We start from the raw sequence: 25,271 nt of genomic DNA, 5'->3' as shown, positions 1-25,271 counted from the left end.
TTAAAAAGTTCTTGCTGTAGCAGTTACAGTTAATTATCAGATTTTTAGATAAAACCCCTTGATACTGAGGGTCTAGTATTTCCTTAGCCACACTCACCGGACGAGTCACAAAGCACTTAACGCTTTTATAAAAGGATTAAAGTTATGGAAATGAATTTCTCAAAACGCTCAGCTCTTAAGCTTAGCTCACTCACTTTGGCAGTTGCCGCTGCGTCTTTTAGTACGTCCACCGTCATGGCGGCTGAATGTCAACTCAGTGATTCAAATGGTGATACCACCACTCTAGGTGCAATCAGTAACGGTGATACGTCTCTCGCTTGTGGCATCATGGCAGATGCTGGTGGCACTAATGATACCGTTGCCATCGGTCATGTGGCATTTGCAGGTCAGAACTCAGCCACTGCTGTTGGCGGTCAAGCCAATGCCTCAGGATTGGGATCTACTTCTATCGGTTGGCAATCAAGCGCCTCTGCTGAACGCGCGCAAGCATTCGGTCATCTCGCCAATGCCAGCGGCGAACGCTCTACTGCAGTTGGTGAAGCAGCATTGGCAGGTGGTAGCAATGATACAGTAGCGATCGGTAACCAGTCGATTGCTGGCATGAATTCAGCCACAGCGGTCGGCGGTCAAGCCAATGCTGCAGGATTGGGATCTACTTCTATCGGTTGGCAATCAGCAGCCACCGCTGAACGCGCACAAGCTTTCGGTCATCTCGCCAATGCCAGCGGCGAACGCTCTACCGCAGTGGGGGAAGCGGCAATGGCAGGCGGTAGTAATGATACCGTGGCTATCGGTAACCAAGCCAATGCTGGTATGAACTCGGCTACCGCAGTCGGTGGTCAAGCCAATGCCGCAGGACTAGGATCTACTTCCGTAGGCTGGCAGTCAGCAGCAACTGGCGAACGTGCGCAAGCCTTTGGTCATTTAGCGACTGCTCAAGGTGAGCGTTCACTGGCCATCGGTGAAAACGCTGATGCAAAATCTGGCTTCGCTACCGCTATCGGTAACGAATCAATTGCGAATGGTATAGATGCCTTGGCGATTGGTGATACTGCCAATGCAAACGGTAACTCTACTACTGCAGTTGGTGGCGAGTCAGTAGCGACTGGCCCAGGCGCAACGGCTATCGGTTGGCAGGCGGCAGCAAATGCTGAGCGCGCGCAAGCATTCGGTCATTTGGCTCAGGCAAACGGTGAGCGCTCACTAGCAGTCGGTGAGGCAGCAATGGCAGGCGGCACTAATGATACCGTCGCCATCGGTAACCAAGCCAGTGCTGGTATGAACTCAGCTACTGCGGTTGGTGGCCAAGCCAATGCTGCAGGCTTAGGATCTACTTCAGTAGGTTGGCAATCAGAAGCGACTGGTGAACGTGCTCAGGCCTTTGGTCATCTAGCATCAGCAACAGGTTTACGCTCAACTGCGGTTGGTGAAGCGGCCAGCGCCGAGTCGGACAACGCAGTCGCCATTGGTAACAACTCAGTAGCATCGGGACTTGATGGAGTGGCGATCGGTGGAGACAGAAGTGGCGTACGTCAAACCACAGCTTCTGGTACCTCTTCCACGGCTGTCGGTTCGCAAGCGCAAGCAACGCAAGCAGGTGCGACTGCCATTGGTTGGCAGTCGACCGCGAGTGCTGAACGCGCACAAGCATTCGGTCATCTGGCATCAGCAACGGGCGTACGCTCGACTGCAGTCGGTGAAGCCGCCATGGCACAAGGCGCAGGATCTGTCGCGCTAGGTAATCAGTCATCTGCGACTGGCTCAAACGGTATCGCTATCGGTAACGGTGCTACTGCAGCAAATGATAATCAAGTTGTCTTGGGCAGCTCAGGTCAACTACAAGCCAGTACCGCATCACAGTCAGGTGCCACCAATATCGTAACTGCTGATGCAAACGGTACGCTAGGTACTAGCCTCAGCGTAGATTCGCTAGCGACATCGAGACAGTTTAACGATTTACGTAGTCAATATAATCGTCAAGAAGATCGCTTAGATGAAGCAGAGGACGGTATCGCCATGGCATTGTCGATGGAGACGCCAGTCATTCCTTCAGGCAAAAAATACGCGATGACCATCGGTACAGGTTACTATAACAGTAGCACTGCGATCAGCGCCTCATTTGCTGGACGCGTGAGTGACAGCGTTACTATTTCTACTGGTGCTGGTTTCGGTACTGATACTGGTAAAGTAGGTGCACGTGGCGGTGTTACTTTTGCTTGGTAAACAGTCCATCAGTCTTTATCAAACCTATCACTCTATATAGGCAAAAATATTGATAACACTCTAATAAAAAGGCTGGGCTACAGTGGTAGTCCAGCCTTTTTATCATTTATCGCTCAAATCTTAGTTTTTATGAAGACATAGCGGTACCACCCAACGCTGCATGCATACGATTGAGCCCTTCTAATAGCAATGCTCTAGGACATGCCACGTTCAAACGCATTTTCAGATGACCTTCCTCACCATATTTAAATCCTGCACTCAACTCAACCTTGGCAGCGCGAAGGGTGTCATAGAGCACATTATCATCTTCAGCATACGCCGAGCAATCTACCCAAATTAAATATGAGGCTTCTGGGCGCATAACCTTAATCTTAGGCAAATGCTCTTCTAAAAACTGCACCGTTACATCAATATTGGCTTCGATATAATTCAGCGCCTGCGCCAACCACTCATCGCCCTGCTCATAAGCCACACGCATAGCCGTATAAGCAAATAAATTCAGCTCATACTCATCATTTAAGTGCTGCTGCTGGCTAATTTTTTTGACTAATGCCTCGTCTGTCGCAAATATCATCGAGCCTTTGATACCTGCGATGTTAAAGGTTTTGGTCATCGACGTCAGGCTTACGACATTGTATTCATAGCCTTTTGCTAATGTTAGAAACGGTATAAACGTGTGACCAGTCAAAGTCAAATCTTGATGAATCTCATCACTCACAATCGCTACATTGTGCTTTTTGCAAATCGCAAGCAGCGCTTCAAGCTCATCAACCGTCCACACGCGCCCGCCCGGATTGTGCGGATTGCAGAGTAGATAAAGCTTAACATCATGTTCGACTATTTTGGATTCAATATCGACCAAGTCCAGATGATACTTGCCTTCAACTTCCTTTAATGCAGAGAGCACAAGCTTACGGCCATTTTGCTCAACTTTGCTCATAAAAGGTGTATAAATAGGATCATTGACCAATACTGATTCGCCCACTTCGGTAAAGACATTCATCATTAGCGCTAAGCTTGGGACGACACCGGGAGAGAACAGTATATTCTCTTTGGTCAGCTGCAAATCATAACGACTGCCATGCCACTGAATAATTGAGTCATACAGGCTATCTGTAGGTTTGGTATAACCCAATATACCATGTTGCACTGTTTGCTCAATTGCGTTTAAGATAGGCTGCGCAGCCTTAAAATCCATATCCGCCACCCATAACGGAATCGTGTCATCGGTATAGTGCCATTTGAGCGAACCTGTATTACGCCTGTCGACTATCTCATCAAAGTTGTATTGCATTGGACTTCTTCTTAATTATAAAAATAGTGGTTTAGGGTACAACATGAAGGGCGTCATCGCCAATGGCTTTATAGTTGTTATAGTCAATCAATGTTAAAAATGGTACAAGGCAGACGAGAGCAAGTACTACAATAGTAGGCTAAGCGAGTCTAACGCCGTAACACTTTAAGAGTGGTTCGACTATATATGGATAGATGAATGGTTAGCGTGTGTTAGACCCTGACTGTTTGTTCAGCTGCTTAATTACTGTTTATTTATTTGCTTAACTATTCTTTGAAAATATAGGGTATTGATTGCTTGAACTGTCATTATAAGTTAATGTAAAAGTCGTATAGTTAAGCTTACCTACCGACTGGAACGAATGTCATCACAGTATTTCAACACTATATACCTGATGGTTTTGAGCCGCCTAAACCCCACCATAAAGTCTCTATGGATTTTTTACAGGATAATGCATGATGAAAATGGACTCTCTATCAAACGTAGCACTCAAAGTTGGTACCCTTACTTTAGCCATCGCCGCAACCACGGCATGCACGACGATGGCAACAGGTGCTGAACATCAAATGTCAGATACCCAAACGACCGCCAGTGCTACTAGCAGTACCGCCATCACGCTTGGCAACGCTGCCACGACTAGCGGCACTAATGATACCGTCGCTATCGGTAGTCAGGCCAATGCAGGTCTGAACTCAGCAACGGCTGTCGGTGGTCAAGCCAATGCAGCAGGGCTAGGCTCAACGTCTATCGGTTGGCAATCAAAAGCAACCGCTGAACGCGCGCAAGCTTTCGGTCATTTAGCCAATGCTAGCGGAGTACGCTCTACCGCAGTTGGTGAAGCAGCCATGGCTGGCGGTACTAACGATACAGTCGCTGTCGGTAATAAAGCCAATGCAGGTCTGAACTCAGCAACAGCCGTGGGCGGCGAAGCCAATGCTGCTGGTCTAGGCTCAACGTCTATCGGCTGGAAATCCAAAGCCACAAGCGAGCGCGCACAAGCTTTCGGTCATTTGGCTGACGCTAGTGGTGTTCGTGCTACAGCAGTCGGTGAAGCAGCCGCAGCACAAGGTGCAAACTCAGTCGCTGTTGGTAATAAATCTATAGCAGCTGGCATGAATAGCATCGCTATCGGTAATGAGGCAAAAGCGGCTAAAAAGAACCAAGTCGTCTTAGGTAATGCCGGACAAGTGCAGTCGAGTACCGCAGCACAATCAGGTACTGTCAGAATCGTCACTATTGATGACAATGGCACGCTAGGTACGATGATGGTTGATTACTACCAAAAAGCTAAATAATTATAGTTGAGTGGTCAACACTGACGCTGTTGTAGTCAGTCATACTAGGTAAAACAAAAAACCTCGCGATTGCGAGGTTTTTTTGGTTGGTACGGTTAATTTGTATAGTAGAGTTTTTGGCTGATAAGAGTGTATATAAGTGTGAGATACAGAAACCTAGCGTTGTAGGTAGTCCAGTTTGGATTGTGCAGAAGCATTACCTTGATCGACAGATTTTTGATACCACTCTATGGCTTTCTCGTATGACTGAGCAACCCCTCTACCTGTCTCATAGATTAGTCCCACATTATACTGAGCATAAGAATCGCCCTGTTCAGCGGCTAACAGCGTCCACTTTAGCGCTTGTTCATAAGATTGCGCCAAACCACGACCTTGATAATACATTCCACCTAAATCAGACTGCGCATGGGTATCTCCTTGCTTTGCTGCTTTTAAAAACCATTTAGCCGCTTCAGTATCAGATTGAGCAACTCCTCTGCCCATTCTATAAAGCTTACCTAAACTTTGCTCGGCAGGTGCATAACCTTGCTGCGCTGCTTTCAAGTAATAAGAGTAGGCTTGGGCATAATCTTTATGATTATAATAAGCTTGTGCCAGTTGATAGATATAATACGGATTATTAGGGTTTTCTAATACGGATTGTTGACATGCCTCAATCATCCCTTGGATCTCTATACCTGGTTCTGGAACATTATATCTCTCATGGAGATGGTCATCATAAGCGTCGACCATGTCGCAGCTTTGTACTTTCGTTTGGGCATGATTTTTCTCATGCGTTTGAACGTGTGCATGCCCTGATGATATCCACAAAAACAAACCTACTGATAGAAATAACCCTTTCATAATAGTTGACCTTATATTATTAAGTCTAACGCCCCTTAAACTCAGCCTCACGTCTTTCAACCATCGCCATCACACCTTCTTTCGCATCTTCTGAATGAAACAGTGGCGGCAGATAACTATGGATATTGGCCAATGCAGTCGCTGCCCCATTACGGCTGGCATCTTGTGCTGAAGATAAAGCACCTCTCACACCCAAAGGCGCAGCTTTACAGATTTCTTGTGCCAACGTCAATGCACGCTCATATTCAGTGCCGTTTGCTACCACTTCACTGACCAAATTCAGTCTATCAGCCGTTTGCGCATCGAATGCCTTACCCGTGAGCAGATACGGCATGGCTTTTTGCCAACCTGCTGCCGCGACAAAGCGTACCGTCGCACCGCCAAATGGCATGATGCCGCGCTGAACTTCCATTTGTGCAAAGTTGCAGTTATCACTAGCGATGACCACATCACTATTAAGCATTAGCTCGATAGCCACAGTGAAGCAAGTACCTTTGACCGCCACAACCACAGGTTTGGTACGCAGTTTTCCACCGATGCCCCACGGATCGATTTGATCGTCATTAAACTCAAACACACCATCGTTTAGCTTGTCTTGCAGCTCCACCAAATCTAGCCCAGCGGTAAAGTGATCACCATGCGCAAATATCACTGCGCAGCGTAAGTTGTCGTCTTGCTCGTAGCGTGTCATCGCATCAGACAACTGACCAATCATATGACTGTCAAAGGCATTGCGTTTATTGGCACGATTGAGTCCGACAAGGCAAACATGGCCTTGCGTGTTATAAGTGATGCGGTTTTCTGTAGCGTTGCTGTCCGTAGTCATGGTTCTATCCTTGTTGAAATAATCATTATTATGTAATGGATGGTTATGTAGTTGCGCCTCGATACCCTTGATACCCTTGATACCCTTGATACCCTTGATACCCTTGATACCCTTGATACCCTTGATACCCTTGATACCCTTGATATCCTTGATATCCTTGATATCCTTGATATATCCTCAGTCGCAGCAATCGGCTACCTTCAGTGTAGTTCTGACCAATACAAGTCTTGCCAATGAAGATAAGAATGCAGTAGTGGATTCATAGAAATTTGTCGATAAACCCACTTTTAATATAGACATCCTCGAGCGATAACACAAGCAGTAGAACTGCTACGAATAAAGCTCCCATTAATATCAGTTGACCCCATTCACGTTAAGTGTAACCATGAGAAAAATATAGACATTACTCAGAGCACTTTATGGAATTTTGGCACGGTTTTTTGCTGATTACTACAGTTCACTTACTGGCTGCAGCCTCCCCTGGGCCTGATTTTGTCTTGGTATCGCAGCAGACGCTGGCAAAAGGTCGTCGCACGGGTTTGATCTGTAGTCTCGGTATTACTTTGGGGCTTGCCATACATATTATCTATTCGGTGTTGGGACTGGCGACGGTCATCGCACATTCGCAACCGCTATTGACTGCTATCAAATGGTTGGGTGGTGGTTATCTGATTTATCTCGGTTGGCAAGGCATCCAAGCCAAACCTAAAAAAACATCAGATTTAGAAAAAGCAGCAGACTTAGCAAAGGCAGACTCAGAAGTAAGTTCAAGCGCTCACGTTTCACAGGATGCGCTTACTAGCCAAACCACACCTCCAACTAAAGATATATCTACTCAAAAGTTACCTAGCAATAGTGAATCCACCTTTGCTACGTTACGTCGCGGATTTTTGTGCAATGTCTTTAATCCAAAAGCGCCCGTATATTTCGTCGCGATATTCACGCTCGTATTGTCACCTGATATACCGCTGTGGCAGTTGGCCATTTATGGCGTATGGATGATGGTCTTACAAATGGCATGGTTTAGTACGGTCGTGATGCTCCTGTCTATCCCTGCCATTCATCGCCGGTTTCAGCGTTTTGAACATTGGATCGACCGTATATTGGGTACAGCGATGATAGTATTGGGATTAAATCTGATTTTACGTAGTCGATAAGACATTCGTTACTCGTGAAATCTGCTAAAATGGTTGATTATATTCAAACATCAAAGCCACACACTATGACCCGTATTCCAGCAAATAGTACACACAGAAACAGATCACCGGCGACCGCCAAAAAACTCGGTCAGCTACATCCGCGAAACCCGCATCAGGGTCGTTATGACTTTGCGGTATTGACTCGCGCGTTGCCTGAGCTTGCCAAGCATACGATTACCAACCCTAAAGGCGAGCCGACGATTAACTTCTCGGATCACCAAGCGGTACGTGTCCTCAATCAGGCGCTACTGGCCCATTATTATGGCGTTAAATTTTGGGACATTCCAGAAGGCTATTTGTGCCCACCTATCCCAGGACGTGCTGATTATATTCACTATATTGCGGACTTGCTTGCGCAGACCACTCATGTGAATGCAGATAACACACCGCCAACAGGTAAAGAAATCCACGCCTTAGATATTGGAACGGGTGCCAGTGCCATCTATCCAATTATTGGTAGCCAGAGCTACGGTTGGCGCTTTACTGCCAGCGATATTGATCCAATTTCGGTCAATACCGCCGCGCTTATTTGCGATGCCAATCCAAAGCTTAAAGGTGCGGTAAAAGTCAAACTGCAAACCAATCCTAAGCATATGTTTGCAGGCATCATCGGTCGCCAAGACTACTTTGATGTGGTGGTCTGTAACCCTCCATTCCATGCCTCATTAGAAGAAGCGATGGAATCGAACAGCCGTAAGCAACATAACTTGCAAAGACATCGCGGCAAAAATGAAAACGAGCAAATAAGCCGCAGTTCGTCAAAGACAGGTAACGCTGCACAAAACCTAAACTTCGGTGGTCAGCATAAAGAGCTATGGAGTGAAGGTGGCGAGATTGCCTTTTTGACCAAAATGGCAAAAGAAAGCCAAGATTTTGCAGAGCATGTCGGTTGGTTTACGACACTAGTCTCAAAATCTGAAAATGTAAAACCATTACAGCTGTTATTAAAGCAACTTGATGTCGCCCAAATGCGTATTATTGAGATGAGTCAGGGTCAAAAGAGTACCCGTGTATTAGCATGGCGTTTTAACACTGACGAAGAGTAGTCACTAAGCAAGATTACTAGTTTAAGTTTCACGTGAAACAAAAAAGCACCGCTCTAAAGTTTAGAGCGGTGCTTTTTATTGAGAATAACAAATTAAAAAAACGACTTGTTATATAGTCAGTTCAATATAATTTCGATACAAGGAAACCGAGTGTAAGTTATACATTAGTATGCTTAGCGAGGATGACGATGTAGCGGATTTATATAGACTTGACTATACCATTCACAAAAATTAGAGTAGTAAGGAAAACGAGTGCAAGTATAGTCGATTCAATTTAAAAGTAGTCCAAGGCAACCGAGTGCAGATGTATACGTGATACTTCAAGCGAGGTTAACGCTGTAATATTTTTATAGTGGAATGACTATAATACGCATTGTAGACTAAACAAGTTTGACGCCACTAACCGTATTTTTTGGGAGTGGTGTTAACTAAAAAACATCACCTTTAACCCAATTAAGATCAGTACTAATCCACCTAGCGCTTCTGCTTTATCCTCTAACCATGTGCCTGAGCGCCAGCCCAAATAAACACCAAACAGGCCAAATATAGCAGTGATTAACGCGATGATTAAACAAGCTAGCCATGCATTTAGCTCTAACAGATTGAGTGTAAATCCTGCCGCCATCGCATCAATACTGGTCGCAATGGCGAGTGTAAACATAGTGCGATGATTGATAGTTTTATGGCCGTTATGAATAACTGTCATTGCTTCACTATCAGCATTTATAGCGTCGCCGTTTGTGTGAAGCGCACTGTCGACAGCATCCTCATCATCCGCAGTAAATACTTCGTAAAGCATCTTTCCACCGAGAGCGATAAGAATAAACCCACCAATCCAAGGGGCAGCCGCTGCCAACCAACCCAATAGCGCTGCGCCTAATAGATAGCCAATAAGCGGCATTACGCCCTGTGCGATTCCAAAATATAAGGCAGCATACATAGCCAATCGCAGCAGATAAGACTTACTCTGTTTTTGTGACTTAGCTCCCAATCCAATGGCGACAGCGAATGCATCCATTGCTAATGCGATAGCGAGTAATACGACTTCAATCATTTTATTTTTCTCGTACAATGGTCAATTATTTGTTCCACGTGAAACAAAAATACCGCTTTGGCATCCAAAGCGGTATTTTTGTATCTTATTAACCGTCAACTATAAGTTTAGATATCTAGATTAGAAACAGTCAACGCATTCTCTTCGATGAAGATACGGCGCGGCTCAACATGATCACCCATTAAGCACGTAAACATATGATCAGCAGCGATAGCATCTTCGATAGTGACGCGTAGCATACGACGGTTTTCAGGATCCATTGTTGTGTCCCAAAGCTGATCAGCATTCATCTCCCCTAGCCCTTTATAGCGCTGGATTGCTAGACCACGACGCGCATCAACCATCATTTGCTGCCAGAGATAATCGAAGTCACGTACTGGGATATCTTTCGTCGCACCAGCGGTCGCTTCACGGCGAATAAAGGCATCACTTTCAAGCAACGTGTTCCATTCAGCAGACAAGCGCAACAGCTTGCTGTATTCACCTGAACTAATGAAACTCGCATCCAGTAGATAATGATGAGCCAATTGATGCACATAGACCGTGATACGTGGTAGCCACTGCGCTTTGGTAGATAACGCTTCACCGTCGATAGTTTCTTGAGCCACCACTTCTGGTTTCATACCCAATAAATCAGCTGCTGCCGCATCCATATTTTTTGGCTGAGGTGCATGGATATTGATCAGTTCAACCTCAGGGCTTAGATCACTACCGAAATGGTCAAGCTGCGTTTGCATGGCATCTTTCCATGCTTGCATAGCAGATTTATCATAAGTCATATCCGTAGTCAGCTTTGGTGTATGCGTCAACGCATCTAAAAGCACCGCTGGAAAACGAATCTGCAAACGTGCTTTGATCAGCTGCGTTTGGTTATAGTCATTTAGTAGTGTCTCTAACGCTTGACCAGTAATCGCAGGCACATCAGCACTGATATGTAGCTTAGTATTGTCAATCGTCGATGACAGGAGATACGCTTTAAGTGCTTCATCGTCTTTTAGGTATAGCTCTTGACGACCTTTTTTCACTTTGTATAGCGGTGGCTGAGCGATATAAACATAGCCACGTTCGATTAATTCAGGCGTTTGACGGAAGAAGAAGGTCAACAGCAACGTACGAATGTGTGACCCATCAACATCGGCATCGGTCATGATAATGATTTTATGATAGCGTACTTTGTCAGGGTTATATTCATCAGGGCCAATGCCACAGCCAAGTGCCGTAATCAGGTTACCCACTTCTGCAGAAGATAGCATTTTGTCAAAACGGGCGCGCTCAACGTTCAAGATTTTACCTTTTAATGGCAAAATGGCTTGGGTTTTACGACTACGACCCTGCTTAGCTGAACCACCTGCAGAGTCACCCTCCACAATATATAGCTCTGATAGTACTGGATCTTTTTCTTGGCAATCAGCCAATTTACCCGGCAAACCTGCGATATCCAAAGTCGTCTTGCGACGTGTCATCTCACGCGCTTTACGAGCGGCATCACGCGCACGTGCCGCATCGATAATTTTACTCGCAATCGCTTTACCAGCACTTGGGTTCTCTAGTAGATAGTCATTAAACTTATCATGCATCGCTGATTCAACAGCTGATTTTACTTCGCTTGATACCAGCTTGTCTTTGGTCTGACTAGAAAATTTTGGATCCGGTACTTTTACAGAAACGATAGCCGTTAGACCTTCACGGGCATCATCGCCCGTTGCAGCTACTTTTTCCTTTTTAAATAAGTTTTCACGATCCATATAACTGTTCAGGCAACGCGTCAATGCTGAGCGGAAACCTGATAGATGTGTACCACCATCTTTTTGAGGAATGTTGTTGGTGAAACACAGTACTTTTTCGTTATAAGTATCTGTCCACTGAAGTGCGACTTCAACACTGATACCGTCATCTTGTTGACTGGTAAAATGGAAGACTTCGTTGACACCGTCTTTGCCAGCATTGATATAACTAACGAACTCGAGCAATCCACCTTTGTGTTCAAACTCATGACGCTTATCAATGCGCTCATCAGTCAATACAATACGCACACCAGAGTTCAAAAATGATAGCTCACGTAAGCGTTTTGCCAAGATGTCATATTCAAAAATAGTACCGGTAAACACATCGCTACTAGGATAAAAACGGATTTGCGTGCCCGTCTGATTCGTCGCTTCCATCTGCTGAATGTCAGCATCAGGTACGCCATCGGTATAAGTCTGATTATAGTGATAGCCTTCACGCCAGATATTCATCTCTAGCTTTTTAGATAAAGCATTGACCACTGAGATGCCTACACCGTGCAGGCCACCTGACACTTTATAACTATTGTCATCGAACTTACCACCGGCATGCAGTACCGTCATGATAACCTGTGCTGCAGATACACCCTCCTCTGGATGGATATCGACAGGCACACCGCGACCGTTGTCCATCACACTGACAGATTCGTCTTCATGGATAATGATGTCAATCTGATCACAATGACCCGCAAGCGCTTCGTCAATAGAGTTATCCACTACCTCAAAGACCATATGGTGGAGGCCTGTACCATCATCGGTATCACCGATATACATACCAGGACGTACACGTACCGCCTCTAACCCACGTAATACGCGAATATCTTTAGAGCTATAATCAGAGGGTAATACTTCAGGCGCCACAGCTGGCAACGTCGTTGCAGCAATACTATCTGATGTCAGTTGCTCGTGGTCGGTAGGTAATGAATCACTCATGTGTCTTCCTTAATCTAGCCATAATCAGCCGTTTGCTATGGACTCACCACTACGATGATGCCTCATAACGTTATTTTAGACTCAACTGTTGTAGTAAAAATCTTCGATACGCATCATTGGCTAAAACATAATTAACCAAAATTTCGTCAGAGATGATATTGACTTAGCGAACACAAAGTCAGTGCTTTATAACTTCACAATCAGCTTCTTTTTTTTAAACATTATTAAAGCTAGCAGAATCAATTAAACACATACTTATCAAACACTTAGAAACCTGTAGATAATAAAAAATATCTACATAACGCTATTAAACAACTTGCTGAAAACAGGATAAAAATAAAGCCTAATTTTACCATTTTTTTGCTTCTAAGTCACTGTTTACTGACAGTTTTCTTAGTATCAATAGCTCTCGAAAAATAAACGGTATTGTAGAAAAATGATGGTAGGTATAGAGGATTTATAAGGTTGTAAATCAGGGTGAAATAGACAGTATAAGGAAGTTATTAAAGTGGTTGGATATTACCTTGTTTCACATGAAACATATTAGGATTTGACCATAAATCTTTGATCAATGGCACGATGTCATCAGTCAAACTACTCATAAACACCTGACAGGGTAACTGCGATAAAGTCGATAATAAAATCTCTATCGCTCTACTATCAAGTTCTGCCGTTATATCGTCTAACAATACGACTGGCGTGGCTCTAGTATTGAATCCCTCTCTCTGTGAATCAATATCCTGTTCAGCATTGAGCAATAATGGTAACTGAGACAGCCTTAACGCAGTGATTAACAGCTTCTTTTCCCCGCGAGACAATACGTTAGCCGCTTGCTCTTTCAGAGTCGGCAATTTAGCACTGACATCATTTTTTGACGCTGTACTTGCAGACTCATTATTCATCTCTAGTGAATCGTCAGAATGCCAATGCACATGAACATCAGCTCGATGGTTACCGATACGAGTGTATCCTAGCTGCAGATCCTGCTCTAATCGCTCGTTAAGCTGTATGTCCAACGCAATACTCGTATCATAGCCAGCGTTATAGCTTAAGCTCAACTGTTCGGCATAAGATGGTAATAACTGCTCAATACTCTCAGCAAAATAAGGCTGCCATTCGGTAAATATCCGCTCGCGGTAATGATGAATGAGTGCTGCATGGCTACTCAACCCTTTATCCCATGATTTCAACTCAGAGAGCTGCACTTGGGTCAAATGGCGCGATTTTTTTAGTAAACTATTGCGCTGTTTTAGCAGTCGTTGATAAGCAACCCACTGCGAATGAAAGCCTTGTTTCATGTGAAACACTAGCCAATCCAATAGCTGTCTACGACTGGCGCTACCTTGTTCTAACATATCCATCGTTGATGGATCTATTAGTAACGTTGGCAGTTGCTCAGTTAAGATACTTTGGTTGTAGACAGTGGTCTGATTCAGACGCAAGAGTGTTGTAGCATCAGCTTGTTTTTGGATAGCTAAGGTACTGCTATCATTAAGCTTAGCATGTACAGTAACTGTGTTTTGGTGATGTTGAATATAGCGTTTAGGCTGGTGATGACGGAAGCTCTTGCCTCTGGATAGCAGAAATATGGCTTCAAGTAAGGATGTTTTTCCGCTGCCATTCGCGCCGATAATGACGTTACAGGCAGTAGGCTGTAAATTGACTTGTGTTAGATTTCGAAGGTGTGAAATTTGTAGACGTTCAATCATGATACCGATAGCCGCCTATTAAAATAGCATATAAAAATAAACATAAGTTTTATAAAATAGATAAATAAGGGAAGCTAAACTGTAGAAATGCAAACCTACTCTAAGAATAATTTTGCACTTAAATACAGCTCCAATACCCAACTTTACCGCTTTCGTAAAACGGATATCACTATATTCGCATTGGCATAATGACATACTGATGGAATTCATCATTCAGCTGATTGACCAACACTGAAGCGTTTGATTGGCTCATATGCATTTGCAAATCACCTTGAATAACGCCCAGTACATCTTGTAAGTAAGCAGCGTTAAACGACAGCTCCATGGGCTCACCTTGATACTTGGCTTGTATCATTTCCACTGCTTCGTCTTGCTCAGCATTATTAGCACGTACTTCTACCATACCATCACTGGCAAAGTTAAATACCACACCGCGAGATTTTTCATTACTCAAAATCGCAACACGACGTAGCACATCAGTCATTTTTTCTTGATTAAACAACGCCAGCTTATCCGTATTACTTGGCATGACACGGCGATAATCTGGGAACTTACCATCGATCAGGCGTGCCGTAAAAGTGACCATTAAATTATCACTCACCTGCCATGCACTATCAACATCACCGAACGGTAAGCTAACTTGCAAAAACTCACGACCAAAGCTCAAGGTAACTGGATTATCTTTATCTCCAAGCATTTTACCAAGCTCAGACGCCAAGCGCTCAAGCTCAATGACAGCTTTGCGTGGCAAGATAGCCTGCATATTTAAATCAGCACTTACATCAATGACACTACGTGCCAAAGCCAATCTATGCCCATCAGTGGCAACCGTTGTCAGCTGCTGCTGTGACACATCAAACAGCATGCCCGTTAAGTAATAACGCACATCTTGAATCGCCATCGCAAACTGGGTTTTATGAATCAAATCTGTCAAACGGTTACGGCTGATCGTCAACGGTGTGATATTTTCAGGATTGCCTAGACTTGGATAATCTTCACTAGGCAATGTACCTAGTGTAAAACGACTCTTACCACTCGTCAGTAAACAACGCTCATTGGCCTGGGTAGCTAGATTGACTTGTGCTTGCGCAGGCAATGACTTACAAATATCTTTTAATTTGGTTGCCGGTAACGTCGTTTTACCTGCTTCTATACAAGCACCTACAGGCAGTTTCAATGTCGATGTCAGTTCCACTTCTAAATCTGACGCGGTTAAGATAAGCTCAGACTCTGAGAGTTGTAGCTTAATATTGCCCAAAATAACCATATTATGGCGTTTATCAGCGGCTTTGGCGATCAGATTAATAGCTTTTAATAACGACTCTCGATTAATCGATAATTGCATGCTTAGTTACTCTTAATTGAATGATTTTATTATAAAAATGCTAAGTAATGATTTAATAATACTCTGTCTGATAAAGATAATCCACAAAGCAGTTATTTGCTTATATTTTCAATATTATAAACGATATCTATCGACTAAAACACATGACAAAAAGCACTTTAACCTGCCTGTAACATCAATGCTAACGTCTTATAGTCTTTGTCAAATGCTGGATCTGCTACTCGTAATTCGTTTACCTTATCACACGCATGCATCACTGTTGTATGGTCGCGTCCGCCAAATGACTGTCCAATTTCAGGGAAACTATCACCTGTTAGTTCACGCGACAAAGCCATCGCTATTTGACGTGGTCTGGCGATACTTCGAGTGCGTTTTCGTCCCATCATATCTTTAATAGTTATATCGTAATACTCGGCAACTATTTTTCGAATATTGTCCATATTGACGGCTTGTACACGCATGGCAACGATGTCTTTTAGCGCATATTGAACCATCTCAAGTGTTATCTGTGCACCTGTCAAATTCGCGTTGGCAAACACCTGATTTAGCGCACCTTCTAGACGTCTCACGTTAGAAACCACATTCTGAGCGATGAATAACGCACACTCTTTAGGCAACAGCATGCCGTATGAGGCTGCTTTCTTCTGCAAGATTTGTACACGAGTATCAATTTCGGGAGGGTCAACGGCGACTGTTAATCCCCAAGAAAACCTCGATCTAAAACGCTCATCGAATTCCGTCATTTGTGATGGATGACGATCAGAGGCTAAGATAAGTTGTTTATCGCCACTGGTAAAATCTGCAAATAAAGTCAAAAACTCGTTACTACTTTTTGTCTTTCCTGCTAATACATGGATATCATCTACAATTAATAAATCCACTTTTTTTATTTTCTTTTTAAAATCTTCTATTTTATTATTTCTTAACGAATAAACTAATTGGTTTATAAACTTTTCAGAAGTGAAATAATAAAAACTTTGATTATTTTTTAAATAGCGATGAGCTACAGAATGCATTAAGTGCGTTTTTCCTAAACCAGAAGGGCCATATATAAATAAAGGATTATGACGATTTTTTGATTGCTTCTTACCAAGCTCATAACAAGCTTTATAGGCCAAATTATTAGACTTACCGGTAACGAATGTCTCAAACGTAAAATCAGGATTTAGGTAACTTAAGGACTTGGCATCAGTAGAATCGAGTAATTCTGCATGACGCATATTGGAATCAACATCTGCTCTAGAATTATGATGATGGATAGATTCAAACTTATGCTCAGATGGGGTAGGGGCGTGCTCACCTTCCCCAAACAGTGATCCTGACGTTGCTTGGTTATTGTCCTCTACATTACGTCCCGCATTATCGACACGTACAATAACTTCCTCAATACTCCCTTGACTGTGCTTGGTTACTAGTTGCTGAATAGCTTGAAGATGATTCTTTTTGATGTACGTTACAAAATAATCATTAGGAGCAAGAATGATGAGGGTTTGTGCTTCTTGATGAGCCGATAAAGGCCTCAGCCACATAGTAAATACATTGTCTTTGACGCTGTAACGCAAATCGTTTAGACATTTATCCCAAATATTTGCTGTTTCTATCATGAAAAGTGGTGACCCTATAATCTAAAAAAATAATCGTGTTCTAGTCATATAGACTGTAACTTAACCCTTGATACTGATTGTAGGTATCTGCATAAAAAGCCACGCTTTTAAGTACTACAAGCTAATATATCAACTAGCGGCTAATCTAACACAAATAGCCTGTGGATAAAACCTTGTTTTTTGGGGATAAGACTGTGGATAGTTTTGTGGATAAATACAAATAATGACTTATCCATATTTAATACACAGGTTATCCACAGGTTTACCCATAGCTTAGTCATTTGATAATAAAAAGGAAATAGCAGTTAGCCACAGAAAAATAGGCTCCCAATAACAACAATATCTATATATATTAATCAATTATTATTATAGAAATTGCTAAAATCTGTGGATAACTATGCAATTTAACTCACGTTGACTAGCTATATTTTGAAACTGAAGTAACAATTTTTATTGAGATATGATTTATCTGTAAACAAGAGAAATCAAATACCTAGACACTCATATAATTAGTTTATTGACCAGAACTATGCTGAATGGTATAATCCTCCGTTATTACGAATTTAGTCCATTATTTTGATAGGTGAGTTATGAAACGTACATTCCAACCAAGCGTGATCAAGCGTAAACGTACTCACGGTTTCCGTGCTCGTATGGCAACTAAAAAAGGCCGTCAGGTCTTAGCCCGTCGCCGCGCTAAAGGACGTCATCGCCTTACTGTATAATCAGTAGATTGCGATGAGCATGGCTAATTGTGCTTGTTGTGTTCTTATTGTTTATAGATTGCGATAGTCGATCCTCACAACTGACACTTAGCCATATATTAAAAGCGCCCGCATCGGCGCTTTTTTTGTCTCTATATTTTGCTACTATTTCTCATATTATCATTCGCTATCCTACTAGGTTGTACCATGCCCAACTCTCTATTAGCTACACCTGTACCTACAGCTAGATTCACCAAAGAGCAGCGCTTGCTTACGCCTGTAGCCTTTCGTGAGGTATTCGACGCACCTGAGCGTAAGATACATCAGAGCCACTTAATGGCCTTTGTGAGGTCTAATGTCCATGATAAGCCTAGGGTCGGTATGGCTATTACTAAGCGTAAGGTGCCTACTGCTGTTGTTCGAAACTTGATTAAAAGACATATACGTGAGCAGTTTCGTACAAAGTCTTTGGAAATGGAAAATAAAGACATTGTCTTTATTGTTAAAAAATCAATAAAGGATATAAATAAAGAAGAATTGAAAAATCAAATTAATAATATATTTAAAAAAATAGAAAAAAAATAAAATGATTTTTTTATTTAATTTTTTTAAAAAAATATTTTTAATTTTTTTATTAAATACCGTTTTGTTCTATCAAAAAATAATAAGTCCCATGATTCCTGCGCGCTGTCGTTACTATCCAACTTGTTCAAATTATGGTAAACAAGCTTTGGCATGGCATGGTCCCCGTGTAGGTAGTTGGTTGCTATTAAAACGTCTTAGTAAGTGTCATCCTCTCGGTGGGCACGGTATTGACTTCGTACCTCTTCCCTTATCTTCTTATAGCTATCAATACTTATCTTCTACTGATATACCAAATAACGTTGTTAAAGGATTGGGTATTTACCGAGACAATAATAGCTATGTTTCACGGCTTAACTATCTGATGAAGTCAGAGTAAAAATGACTATGTTTGGGTATGGATCTTATCCCCAGTGAGTTACCCACAAGTTATCCACACTCTTGGTATCATTTGGGGCAGATTTTTAGTAAAATGATGCACATTTTATGTAAATGACTATCAACGCAGTTGTCATGTATGCGGTTAACTGTGATGTACAGTCATGACACATGCCCTAATTTTTCATTCCCTAATTTTTTAATCTAGGAAAGGTTTATGCAAAAGATATTTCGGGTGATGATCATCATTGCGATGTTAATTACCGCTTATCTGCTGATTTTGGCATGGCGAGATGATTATGCCGATGCACCAGCTGTTGATGCGGTGCCAGAAACTACAAATTCAGTAGGTGCTGACATTCCTTCTACAACGGGTGGAGCAGGCGATATCCCGGTTCAAACATTACCTGTTGATAATGCAGCTGTGACAGCAGCACCTGCCAAAAATGCAGGTCTAATCACAGTAACGACCGATCGCTATGATATAAAAATCAATCCAGAAGGCGGTGATATTGTTTATGCTGCGCTTAAACAGTATGACGCGACGCTCGATAGCGATAAGCCTTTCGTATTGTTAGAAAATAACAGTAATCGTGTATATGTGGCACAGTCTGGACTGATTGGTCAAAATGGTATTGATACAGCAGAAGGTCGAGCGACTTATAACCACACTGCCAATAACTATGTCATGGAAGATGGTCAACAAACGCTGTCTGTACCACTGACTTATAAAAAAGATGGTGTGACAATTACCAAGACCTTTACCTTTACTGAAAACAAATATCCGATTGATATTAGCTACAAAATCCAAAATGCCTCTACCAGTGCTTGGCAAGGCCAGATGTTTGCACAGCTAAAACGTGATGATAGTAAAGATCCTGGTATGTCTGATAAAGGCGCGCTAAGCATGGCGACTTATCTGGGCGGCGCATGGGGTACGCCAGATGATCCTTATAATAAGTTGAAATTTAAAGACTTCAGCGATGGCGAGTTGACGACGACCAGTGATGAAGGTTGGGTCGGCATCGTGCAGCATTACTTTGTATCGGCATGGACACCTCAAAACTTTACTGGTAAGTTCTTTAGCCGTGAAACCGGTGATGATTATTTTATTGGTTTTAATAGTCAGACTGTCAATGTTGCACAAAACAAGCAGATTACTTTAAATGCGACGCTATATGCAGGTCCAAAAGTACAGTCTGAACTTAAAGACGTGGCGGTAGGTCTGAATAAAACGGTCGATTACGGTCTGTTGTGGCCAATATCGAAGGTCTTGTTTGCTATCTTGGAAGGTGTGCATAAAGTTGTGGGTAACTGGGGTTGGTCAATTATTCTACTGACTATCTTGGTTAAAATTGCACTCATGTGGTTCTCTAATAAGAGTTACTATTCGATGGCGAAGATGCGTGCTATTGCCCCAAGACTGAAGTTGCTCAAAGAAGAGCATGGCGATGATCGTATGAAGATGTCGCAAGAGATGATGGCTATCTATAAAGAGGAGAAAGTCAATCCAATGGCGGGTTGTCTACCTATCTTGATGCAGATGCCTATTTTCTTAGCTTTGTATTGGGTACTGGTCGAGAGTGTTGAGCTGCGTCATGCGCCGTGGATTTTGTGGATTAATGATCTCTCAGCGATGGACCCGTGGTTTATTTTGCCACTGTTGATGGGTGCATCGATGTTTGTACAGCAGCAGCTGAACCCGCAACCAGCAGATCCAATGCAAGCAAAAGTTATGAAGTTTTTGCCGATTATCTTTACTGCATTCATGCTGTTCTTCCCAGCAGGTTTGGTTCTATACTGGACAGTGAACAACCTGTTTAGTATGACTCAGCAATATATTGTCAATAAAAAAGTCGATGAAGAACAGAAGCGTCGTACGGTAAAAGTGGTCGACTAACTGATTACTTATCAAAAACGTGACAGTAAAAAAACCATCGATAAACTCGGTGGTTTTTTTATGGGTAGTGCATTTTTATCCACAACTTATCAACATTCAAAAGAAAAGCCTACTGATGAGACGGGCTTTCAAAGTTTGCTTTGTCAGCATGAGTTTAGCCGTCTATAATGGGGTTTTTGGCTATTGAGAGTAATTGTGGATTCCTTAGCGATGGCATCAGCCACACCTAATTCTTCTGAAAAATCTAATACATTTGGATCGACTACGATTGCTGCGATTGCAACGCCGCTCGGGCGAGGGGGTGTGGGTGTTATACGCCTGTCTGGTACGCGTGCTTATGATATGGCATGTGCTTTAACAGGTAAATCGGGCTTTACACCACGAATGGCCAGTTTTTGTCGTTTTTATCAAGCTGATGGCACTGTCATCGATGAGGGCTTGGTATTATTTTTCAAAGGGCCGCATTCGTTCACGGGCGAAGATGTGATTGAGCTGCAAGGTCATGGTGGCGTAATATTACAAAACCAGCTACTCGCACGTGTGTTCGAACTGGGTGCCAAACAAGCAAGTGCCGGAGAGTTCTCTTATCGTGCTTTTGACAACGATAAATTGGATTTGGTGCAAGCAGAAGCGATAGCTGATGCCATTGATGCGACCAGTGCTGCTGCAGCTAGTAGCGCCATTCGCTCATTAAGTGGTGAATTCTCACAAAAGATCAATCAACTACTCGAGCAATTGATTCATCTTCGCCTGCATGTAGAGGCTGCCATCGACTTCCCTGATGAGGAGGACGTGGATTTCTTATCTGATGGTGTGATACAAAGCAAACTTGAACAAACACAAGATAAGATCCAGCATGTATTAGCGACTGCGAAACAAGGTCAGCTTTTGCGTGATGGTATCCATGTGGTTTTAGCAGGTAGGCCTAATGCAGGCAAGTCGAGCCTACTCAATCGTTTAGCGGGACAAGAGCGTGCTATCGTAACTGATGTCGCAGGGACCACGCGTGATACGTTGCAAGAAACCGTGGTACTCAATGGGTTGACGTTGCATCTTACAGATACGGCAGGATTGCGCGAGACAGAAGATACCGTAGAGCGTATTGGTATTGAGCGTGCTCGAACTGCAATTGCACAGGCTGATATGCTATTGATGGTCTACGATGTCACGCGTGATGTTGAAGAAGAAAGTACGCCACTACAACTGGCAGAGCAGTTATTTGGTGAATTACCACAAGCTAAGCGCTTATTAATCATTGCTAATAAAAGCGATTTATTGAGCGATGATAATAGTGAGGAGATTGCTGCTTTGACCCAAATTGAAATCAAAAATAGAGGTTACGAGCAAGTCAATGTTTCATGTGAAACAGGTGTTGGTATTGATAATTTAATCGAAGCACTATGCGATAAAGTAGGATTTCACCCACCAGAGAATAGCTTGATCGCTCGTACCAGACACCTAGATGCGCTCAGACGGACTGCTAATTTCCTAGTAGAAGCACATGAGCAACTAACGGTGTTTGAAGCAGGTGAGTTGGTTGCTGATAGCTTACGTCAAGCACAGCAGAGCTTGGGTGAAATCACGGGTGAGTTTAGCGCTGATGATTTACTAGGCAAAATATTCGGCAGCTTTTGTATTGGTAAATAGATAAAGTATCTACTCAGCTCCAATAATAGTTATTTGATTTTTTATACCAACTACTCTGTTAGCTTTAACTGTTATAGATAACGACGCTCGCTTTCGATATTAAGATAAGGAAATGCCATGCACTGCCCGTATTGTAATGCATCAGAGACTAAAGTTATTGATTCACGTCTGGCTGCTGAAGGGGCTCAGGTGCGCCGTCGCCGCTCGTGTAATAGTTGTCAGGAGCGTTTTACGACTTTTGAGATGGTCGAAGTTGTCATGCCACGAATCATCAAATCAAGTAACAAAATTGAACCCTATGACAATGAAAAGCTGCGCCGCTCCATCTTGCTGCCTTTGCAAAAACGACCCATTACTATTGATGAGCAGGAGGCGATGATCAGCCGTATCGAAAAGCGTGTCAGACAGATGGGTGAGCGTGAGATCAGTAGTAAGGTTTTGGGTGAGATTATCATGAGTGAGCTGAAAACGTTGGACGACGTCGCTTATGTGCGTTTTGCCAGTGTCTATCGCGACTTTCAAGACATTGATGCTTTTCATCAAGAAATTGCTAATATCCGTCCAAATGAAAAACAATCGAATGAACCTGATTAATAACCCCTAATTATTGGTCAGACTTCACCTATTTGTTTTCTTATATAGAACCCTCAATCATTGATTAAGTCCACTGTTATGCCAACAAAAAACCATGCTCAAGATGCGCAAGATCGTTATTATATGATGCTTGCCATCGAACAAGCCAAAAAGGGCTTGTATACCACCAGACCAAACCCAGCCGTGGGGTGCGTCATCGTCCAAGCAGCAGAGAATGTCGGTCAAGGGTTTCACCCCAAAGCAGGTGAGCCTCATGCAGAGGTTTTTGCACTCAACGCAGCAGGTGCGAAGGCAGTAGGGGCAACTGCTTACGTGACGCTAGAGCCATGTAGCCATACAGGTCGCACGCCGCCTTGTGCGGTGGGTCTCATCGCTGCAGGTATAAAACGCGTGGTAATTGCTGGTCTCGATCCTAATCCGCAAGTTGCTGGACGCGGTGTAGCATTGTTAGAGCAAGCAGGCATTGAAGTGACTGTTGGTATACTAACAGCGCAAGCAGAGTCATTGAATTGCGGGTTTTTGAAAGCTATGCGTACCCAAATGCCATATGTAAGGCTTAAGATAGCCACCAGTCTGGACGGTCGTACTGCTATGGCATCCGGTGAGTCTAAGTGGATTACCTCGGCAGCTGCCCGTGAAGACGTGCAAAAGCTACGAGCACAGAGCGGGGCAATTATCACGGGTAGCCAGACAGTGATGACTGATGACCCAAAACTTAATGTGCGTTCAACCCAATTAGGAGTGCCTGCAGAACGTATACCAGCCCCTAAGGTAGTCGTTCTTGATAGAAGTGAGCGTCTAGCACATAGTGCGCAGTCTGATTATCAGTTGTGTCGACGTACAGATACGCTTTACTGGCGTGAGGATAATTTAACGGCGTTGTTAGCAGAGTTGGTCAGTGAGCACCAATGTTATGATATCTTAATCGAAGCAGGGGCTGGTGTGGCTGGTAGCTTTTTGAGTCAGCAGCTGGTGGATGAGCTGATTGTTTATCAAGCGCCTTGTCTACTCGGTGCCCACGCACGGCCTATGGTGGATTTCAACCCATTATCTTTGGCTCAGCAGCTACGTTTTGACATTGATAGCCATGAGCAATTAGGGTCTGATCTCAAGTTAACTTTGCTTCCTTTGTAGCGCTATCTAATCACAGAGTTTTATCCACAATTTATGTTAACTGTGCATTATGTGGGGATAAGTTACTCAGGTTATTAATGGTTTCATGTGAAACTGTGCATAACTCTGTTTCACATGAAACAAAGAACATCTAAACTTTTTATTTTCTTTATATTAAATTTATATAAATCAGATACTTATGTTAATAATTATAGAAATGTATATACTGTGCTAAGTCAAAGTGTATTGTGGATAACTTTATGATTGATAAGGTTTTTAGGTACCTTTGGGTTGACTTATACTTACTTATCCACAATCTATCCTATAGTGGTTTAAAACAAGTAGATGTTGCATCTTTATAGAAAATTTGAATAAGCCACACTAAGTCATACACTTGAGCCCTCAATAAACCAAAATACGTTGTCCATAAAGGCAACATAATAATGAGATGAACGCCTTATGTTTACTGGAATTATAGAAAGTGTTGGAAAGGTTAAATCTATGCAGCCGACAGGCGGTGACATACGTTTGACAGTAGAGTCTGATGATTTAGATTTCAGTGATGTGAAACTGGGAGACTCCATTGCGTCGAATGGTATTTGTCTGACGGTTGTAGCGCTTGGGAGTAATTACTACTCTGTAGATGTTTCACGTGAAACTATTGCTCGAACAGCATTAGCAACATTGAAACCAGGTCATACGGTTAACTTAGAAAAAGCCATGCTACCGACGACTCGTTTCGGGGGTCATATCGTAGCGGGTCACGTGGATGGCGTAGGGCTGGTAAGTAAGTTACAGCAAGATGCTCGCTCAATTTATATTGAAATTGAGATACCACAAGAGCTGGCGCACTATACGGCGACTAAGGGGTCTATTACTGTGGATGGCATCAGCTTAACCACCAATCTAGTAAGAGACAATATTGTTTCCTTAAATATTATTCCGCATACGGCTCAGGTTACTAATATTGCCAAGCATTGGTTGGTTGGCAATCCAGTCAATATTGAAGTAGATATCGTGGCGCGTTATCTAGAGCGTTTATTAACCAAGTCACAATCTGGAGGTATGAACGCACCGAGGCCGCAGAGTCAGATTACAGAGGCGTTTTTAGCAGACAATGGTTTTATGAAGTAATCGGCTGAATTAGAGAGGATTAAACCTATCTTAACGTTTAATAACTATTTCACTAGGGCTCGCT

Annotated in this window: 21 protein-coding genes; 13 read left to right on the top strand and 8 right to left on the bottom strand. The window is 43.0% G+C overall.

What is annotated here, in order from left to right; genetic code table 11:
* Positions 1 to 144 precede the first annotated feature (144 nt).
* Positions 145 to 2,223 carry a YadA-like family protein gene (locus tag IP510_RS03020; RefSeq protein WP_194363330.1) on the top strand — a complete coding sequence of 693 codons (2,079 nt, stop codon included), beginning with the start codon at positions 145 to 147 and terminating at the stop codon, positions 2,221 to 2,223.
* A 127-nt stretch (positions 2,224 to 2,350) separates the two neighbouring features.
* On the opposite strand, the gene IP510_RS03015 is transcribed toward IP510_RS03020, so the two are convergent.
* The gene (locus IP510_RS03015) at positions 2,351 to 3,517 is read right to left on the bottom strand and encodes a MalY/PatB family protein (RefSeq protein ID WP_194363329.1); all 1,167 of its coding nucleotides are present in this window, start codon (positions 3,515 to 3,517) and stop codon (positions 2,351 to 2,353) included.
* A 455-nt stretch (positions 3,518 to 3,972) separates the two neighbouring features.
* On the opposite strand from IP510_RS03015, the gene IP510_RS03010 reads away from it, so the two are divergent.
* Positions 3,973 to 4,812 (top strand): hypothetical protein, encoded by an 840-nt coding sequence (locus tag IP510_RS03010; protein WP_194363328.1) that lies wholly within the window; start codon positions 3,973 to 3,975, stop codon positions 4,810 to 4,812.
* Between the two features lie 156 nt (positions 4,813 to 4,968).
* Here the strand turns inward: IP510_RS03010 and IP510_RS03005 are convergent, their stop codons facing one another.
* Together IP510_RS03005 and IP510_RS03000 are read right to left on the bottom strand one after the other, a co-directional pair.
* Complete coding sequence (locus IP510_RS03005) at positions 4,969 to 5,655, bottom strand: tetratricopeptide repeat protein (RefSeq protein WP_194363327.1); 687 nt, start codon at positions 5,653 to 5,655, stop codon at positions 4,969 to 4,971.
* 25 nt (positions 5,656 to 5,680) lie between these two features.
* The gene (locus tag IP510_RS03000; RefSeq protein WP_194363326.1) at positions 5,681 to 6,481 is read right to left on the bottom strand and encodes a crotonase/enoyl-CoA hydratase family protein; all 801 of its coding nucleotides are present in this window, start codon (positions 6,479 to 6,481) and stop codon (positions 5,681 to 5,683) included.
* Positions 6,482 to 6,532: 51 nt separating this feature from the next.
* On the opposite strand from IP510_RS03000, the gene IP510_RS13680 reads away from it, so the two are divergent.
* The 3 genes from IP510_RS13680 to rlmF all read left to right on the top strand — a co-directional run bounded on the left by IP510_RS13680 (position 6,533) and on the right by rlmF (position 8,726).
* The gene (locus tag IP510_RS13680) at positions 6,533 to 6,718 is read left to right on the top strand and encodes a hypothetical protein (protein ID WP_227669444.1); all 186 of its coding nucleotides are present in this window, start codon (positions 6,533 to 6,535) and stop codon (positions 6,716 to 6,718) included.
* A 182-nt stretch (positions 6,719 to 6,900) separates the two neighbouring features.
* A complete protein-coding gene (locus IP510_RS02990; RefSeq protein WP_194363324.1) occupies positions 6,901 to 7,638 on the top strand; it encodes a LysE family translocator in 738 nt (245 codons plus the stop codon).
* Positions 7,639 to 7,667: 29 nt separating this feature from the next.
* Entirely contained in the window at positions 7,668 to 8,726 is a 1,059-nt protein-coding gene (rlmF, locus tag IP510_RS02985; RefSeq protein WP_194363728.1) for a 23S rRNA (adenine(1618)-N(6))-methyltransferase RlmF, read from the top strand.
* 424 nt (positions 8,727 to 9,150) lie between these two features.
* On the opposite strand, the gene IP510_RS02980 is transcribed toward rlmF, so the two are convergent.
* The 5 genes from IP510_RS02980 to dnaA all read right to left on the bottom strand — a co-directional run bounded on the left by IP510_RS02980 (position 9,151) and on the right by dnaA (position 17,155).
* Positions 9,151 to 9,780: a manganese efflux pump MntP family protein gene (locus tag IP510_RS02980; RefSeq protein ID WP_194363323.1), complete on the bottom strand. Its 630-nt coding sequence runs from the start codon at positions 9,778 to 9,780 to the stop codon at positions 9,151 to 9,153.
* A gap of 107 nt (positions 9,781 to 9,887) precedes the next feature.
* Positions 9,888 to 12,497 (bottom strand): DNA topoisomerase (ATP-hydrolyzing) subunit B, encoded by a 2,610-nt coding sequence (gene gyrB / locus IP510_RS02975; RefSeq protein ID WP_227669443.1) that lies wholly within the window; start codon positions 12,495 to 12,497, stop codon positions 9,888 to 9,890.
* A gap of 503 nt (positions 12,498 to 13,000) precedes the next feature.
* A complete protein-coding gene (recF, locus tag IP510_RS02970; RefSeq protein WP_194363322.1) occupies positions 13,001 to 14,206 on the bottom strand; it encodes a DNA replication/repair protein RecF in 1,206 nt (401 codons plus the stop codon).
* A 169-nt stretch (positions 14,207 to 14,375) separates the two neighbouring features.
* Positions 14,376 to 15,551 (bottom strand): DNA polymerase III subunit beta, encoded by a 1,176-nt coding sequence (gene dnaN / locus IP510_RS02965; RefSeq protein ID WP_194363321.1) that lies wholly within the window; start codon positions 15,549 to 15,551, stop codon positions 14,376 to 14,378.
* A gap of 158 nt (positions 15,552 to 15,709) precedes the next feature.
* Positions 15,710 to 17,155, bottom strand: coding sequence for a chromosomal replication initiator protein DnaA (dnaA, locus tag IP510_RS02960; protein WP_194363320.1), 1,446 nt, complete (start codon positions 17,153 to 17,155; stop codon positions 15,710 to 15,712).
* Positions 17,156 to 17,745: 590 nt separating this feature from the next.
* On the opposite strand from dnaA, the gene rpmH reads away from it, so the two are divergent.
* The 8 genes from rpmH (at position 17,746) to IP510_RS02920 (ending at position 25,207) form a co-directional block, all read left to right on the top strand.
* On the top strand, positions 17,746 to 17,880 hold the full coding sequence (gene rpmH, locus IP510_RS02955) for a 50S ribosomal protein L34 (RefSeq protein WP_007394757.1): 135 nt from the start codon (positions 17,746 to 17,748) through the stop codon (positions 17,878 to 17,880).
* A 186-nt stretch (positions 17,881 to 18,066) separates the two neighbouring features.
* Positions 18,067 to 18,444 (top strand): ribonuclease P protein component, encoded by a 378-nt coding sequence (rnpA, locus tag IP510_RS02950; RefSeq protein ID WP_194363319.1) that lies wholly within the window; start codon positions 18,067 to 18,069, stop codon positions 18,442 to 18,444.
* A 1-nt stretch (position 18,445) separates the two neighbouring features.
* The gene (gene yidD / locus IP510_RS02945) at positions 18,446 to 18,820 is read left to right on the top strand and encodes a membrane protein insertion efficiency factor YidD (RefSeq protein WP_194363318.1); all 375 of its coding nucleotides are present in this window, start codon (positions 18,446 to 18,448) and stop codon (positions 18,818 to 18,820) included.
* Between the two features lie 216 nt (positions 18,821 to 19,036).
* Complete coding sequence (gene yidC, locus IP510_RS02940) at positions 19,037 to 20,719, top strand: membrane protein insertase YidC (protein ID WP_194363317.1); 1,683 nt, start codon at positions 19,037 to 19,039, stop codon at positions 20,717 to 20,719.
* Positions 20,720 to 20,929: 210 nt separating this feature from the next.
* Positions 20,930 to 22,366, top strand: a complete 1,437-nt coding sequence (gene mnmE, locus IP510_RS02935) for a tRNA uridine-5-carboxymethylaminomethyl(34) synthesis GTPase MnmE (protein WP_194363316.1) — start codon at positions 20,930 to 20,932, stop codon at positions 22,364 to 22,366.
* A 117-nt stretch (positions 22,367 to 22,483) separates the two neighbouring features.
* A complete protein-coding gene (gene nrdR / locus IP510_RS02930) occupies positions 22,484 to 22,960 on the top strand; it encodes a transcriptional regulator NrdR (RefSeq protein WP_194363315.1) in 477 nt (158 codons plus the stop codon).
* 78 nt (positions 22,961 to 23,038) lie between these two features.
* Positions 23,039 to 24,094: a bifunctional diaminohydroxyphosphoribosylaminopyrimidine deaminase/5-amino-6-(5-phosphoribosylamino)uracil reductase RibD gene (gene ribD / locus IP510_RS02925; protein ID WP_194363314.1), complete on the top strand. Its 1,056-nt coding sequence runs from the start codon at positions 23,039 to 23,041 to the stop codon at positions 24,092 to 24,094.
* 438 nt (positions 24,095 to 24,532) lie between these two features.
* Positions 24,533 to 25,207, top strand: coding sequence for a riboflavin synthase (locus tag IP510_RS02920; RefSeq protein WP_194363313.1), 675 nt, complete (start codon positions 24,533 to 24,535; stop codon positions 25,205 to 25,207).
* Positions 25,208 to 25,271: the final 64 nt, after the last annotated feature.

Origin of the sequence: Psychrobacter sp. NG254 (assembly GCF_015277735.1) — a bacterium.
GTDB lineage: Bacteria > Pseudomonadota > Gammaproteobacteria > Pseudomonadales > Moraxellaceae > Psychrobacter.
Note: the sequence above shows the minus strand (reverse complement) of the source record. Positions and strands in the feature narration are given on the sequence as shown.

Coding starts and splice junctions, on each gene's coding strand:
- IP510_RS03000 (WP_194363326.1), bottom strand. CDS start 6,481: ATGACTACGGACAGCAACGCTACAGAAAACCGCATCACTTATAACACG.
- mnmE (WP_194363316.1), top strand. CDS start 20,930: ATGGCATCAGCCACACCTAATTCTTCTGAAAAATCTAATACATTTGGA.
- IP510_RS03005 (WP_194363327.1), bottom strand. CDS start 5,655: ATGAAAGGGTTATTTCTATCAGTAGGTTTGTTTTTGTGGATATCATCA.
- ribD (WP_194363314.1), top strand. CDS start 23,039: ATGCCAACAAAAAACCATGCTCAAGATGCGCAAGATCGTTATTATATG.
- IP510_RS03010 (WP_194363328.1), top strand. CDS start 3,973: ATGATGAAAATGGACTCTCTATCAAACGTAGCACTCAAAGTTGGTACC.
- IP510_RS02920 (WP_194363313.1), top strand. CDS start 24,533: ATGTTTACTGGAATTATAGAAAGTGTTGGAAAGGTTAAATCTATGCAG.
- rpmH (WP_007394757.1), top strand. CDS start 17,746: ATGAAACGTACATTCCAACCAAGCGTGATCAAGCGTAAACGTACTCAC.
- yidC (WP_194363317.1), top strand. CDS start 19,037: ATGCAAAAGATATTTCGGGTGATGATCATCATTGCGATGTTAATTACC.
- dnaA (WP_194363320.1), bottom strand. CDS start 17,155: ATGATAGAAACAGCAAATATTTGGGATAAATGTCTAAACGATTTGCGT.
- dnaN (WP_194363321.1), bottom strand. CDS start 15,551: ATGCAATTATCGATTAATCGAGAGTCGTTATTAAAAGCTATTAATCTG.
- nrdR (WP_194363315.1), top strand. CDS start 22,484: ATGCACTGCCCGTATTGTAATGCATCAGAGACTAAAGTTATTGATTCA.
- rlmF (WP_194363728.1), top strand. CDS start 7,668: ATGGTTGATTATATTCAAACATCAAAGCCACACACTATGACCCGTATT.
- IP510_RS03020 (WP_194363330.1), top strand. CDS start 145: ATGGAAATGAATTTCTCAAAACGCTCAGCTCTTAAGCTTAGCTCACTC.
- gyrB (WP_227669443.1), bottom strand. CDS start 12,497: ATGAGTGATTCATTACCTACCGACCACGAGCAACTGACATCAGATAGT.
- IP510_RS03015 (WP_194363329.1), bottom strand. CDS start 3,517: ATGCAATACAACTTTGATGAGATAGTCGACAGGCGTAATACAGGTTCG.
- IP510_RS02990 (WP_194363324.1), top strand. CDS start 6,901: ATGGAATTTTGGCACGGTTTTTTGCTGATTACTACAGTTCACTTACTG.
- IP510_RS02980 (WP_194363323.1), bottom strand. CDS start 9,780: ATGATTGAAGTCGTATTACTCGCTATCGCATTAGCAATGGATGCATTC.
- rnpA (WP_194363319.1), top strand. CDS start 18,067: ATGCCCAACTCTCTATTAGCTACACCTGTACCTACAGCTAGATTCACC.
- yidD (WP_194363318.1), top strand. CDS start 18,446: ATGATTTTTTTATTTAATTTTTTTAAAAAAATATTTTTAATTTTTTTA.
- recF (WP_194363322.1), bottom strand. CDS start 14,206: ATGATTGAACGTCTACAAATTTCACACCTTCGAAATCTAACACAAGTC.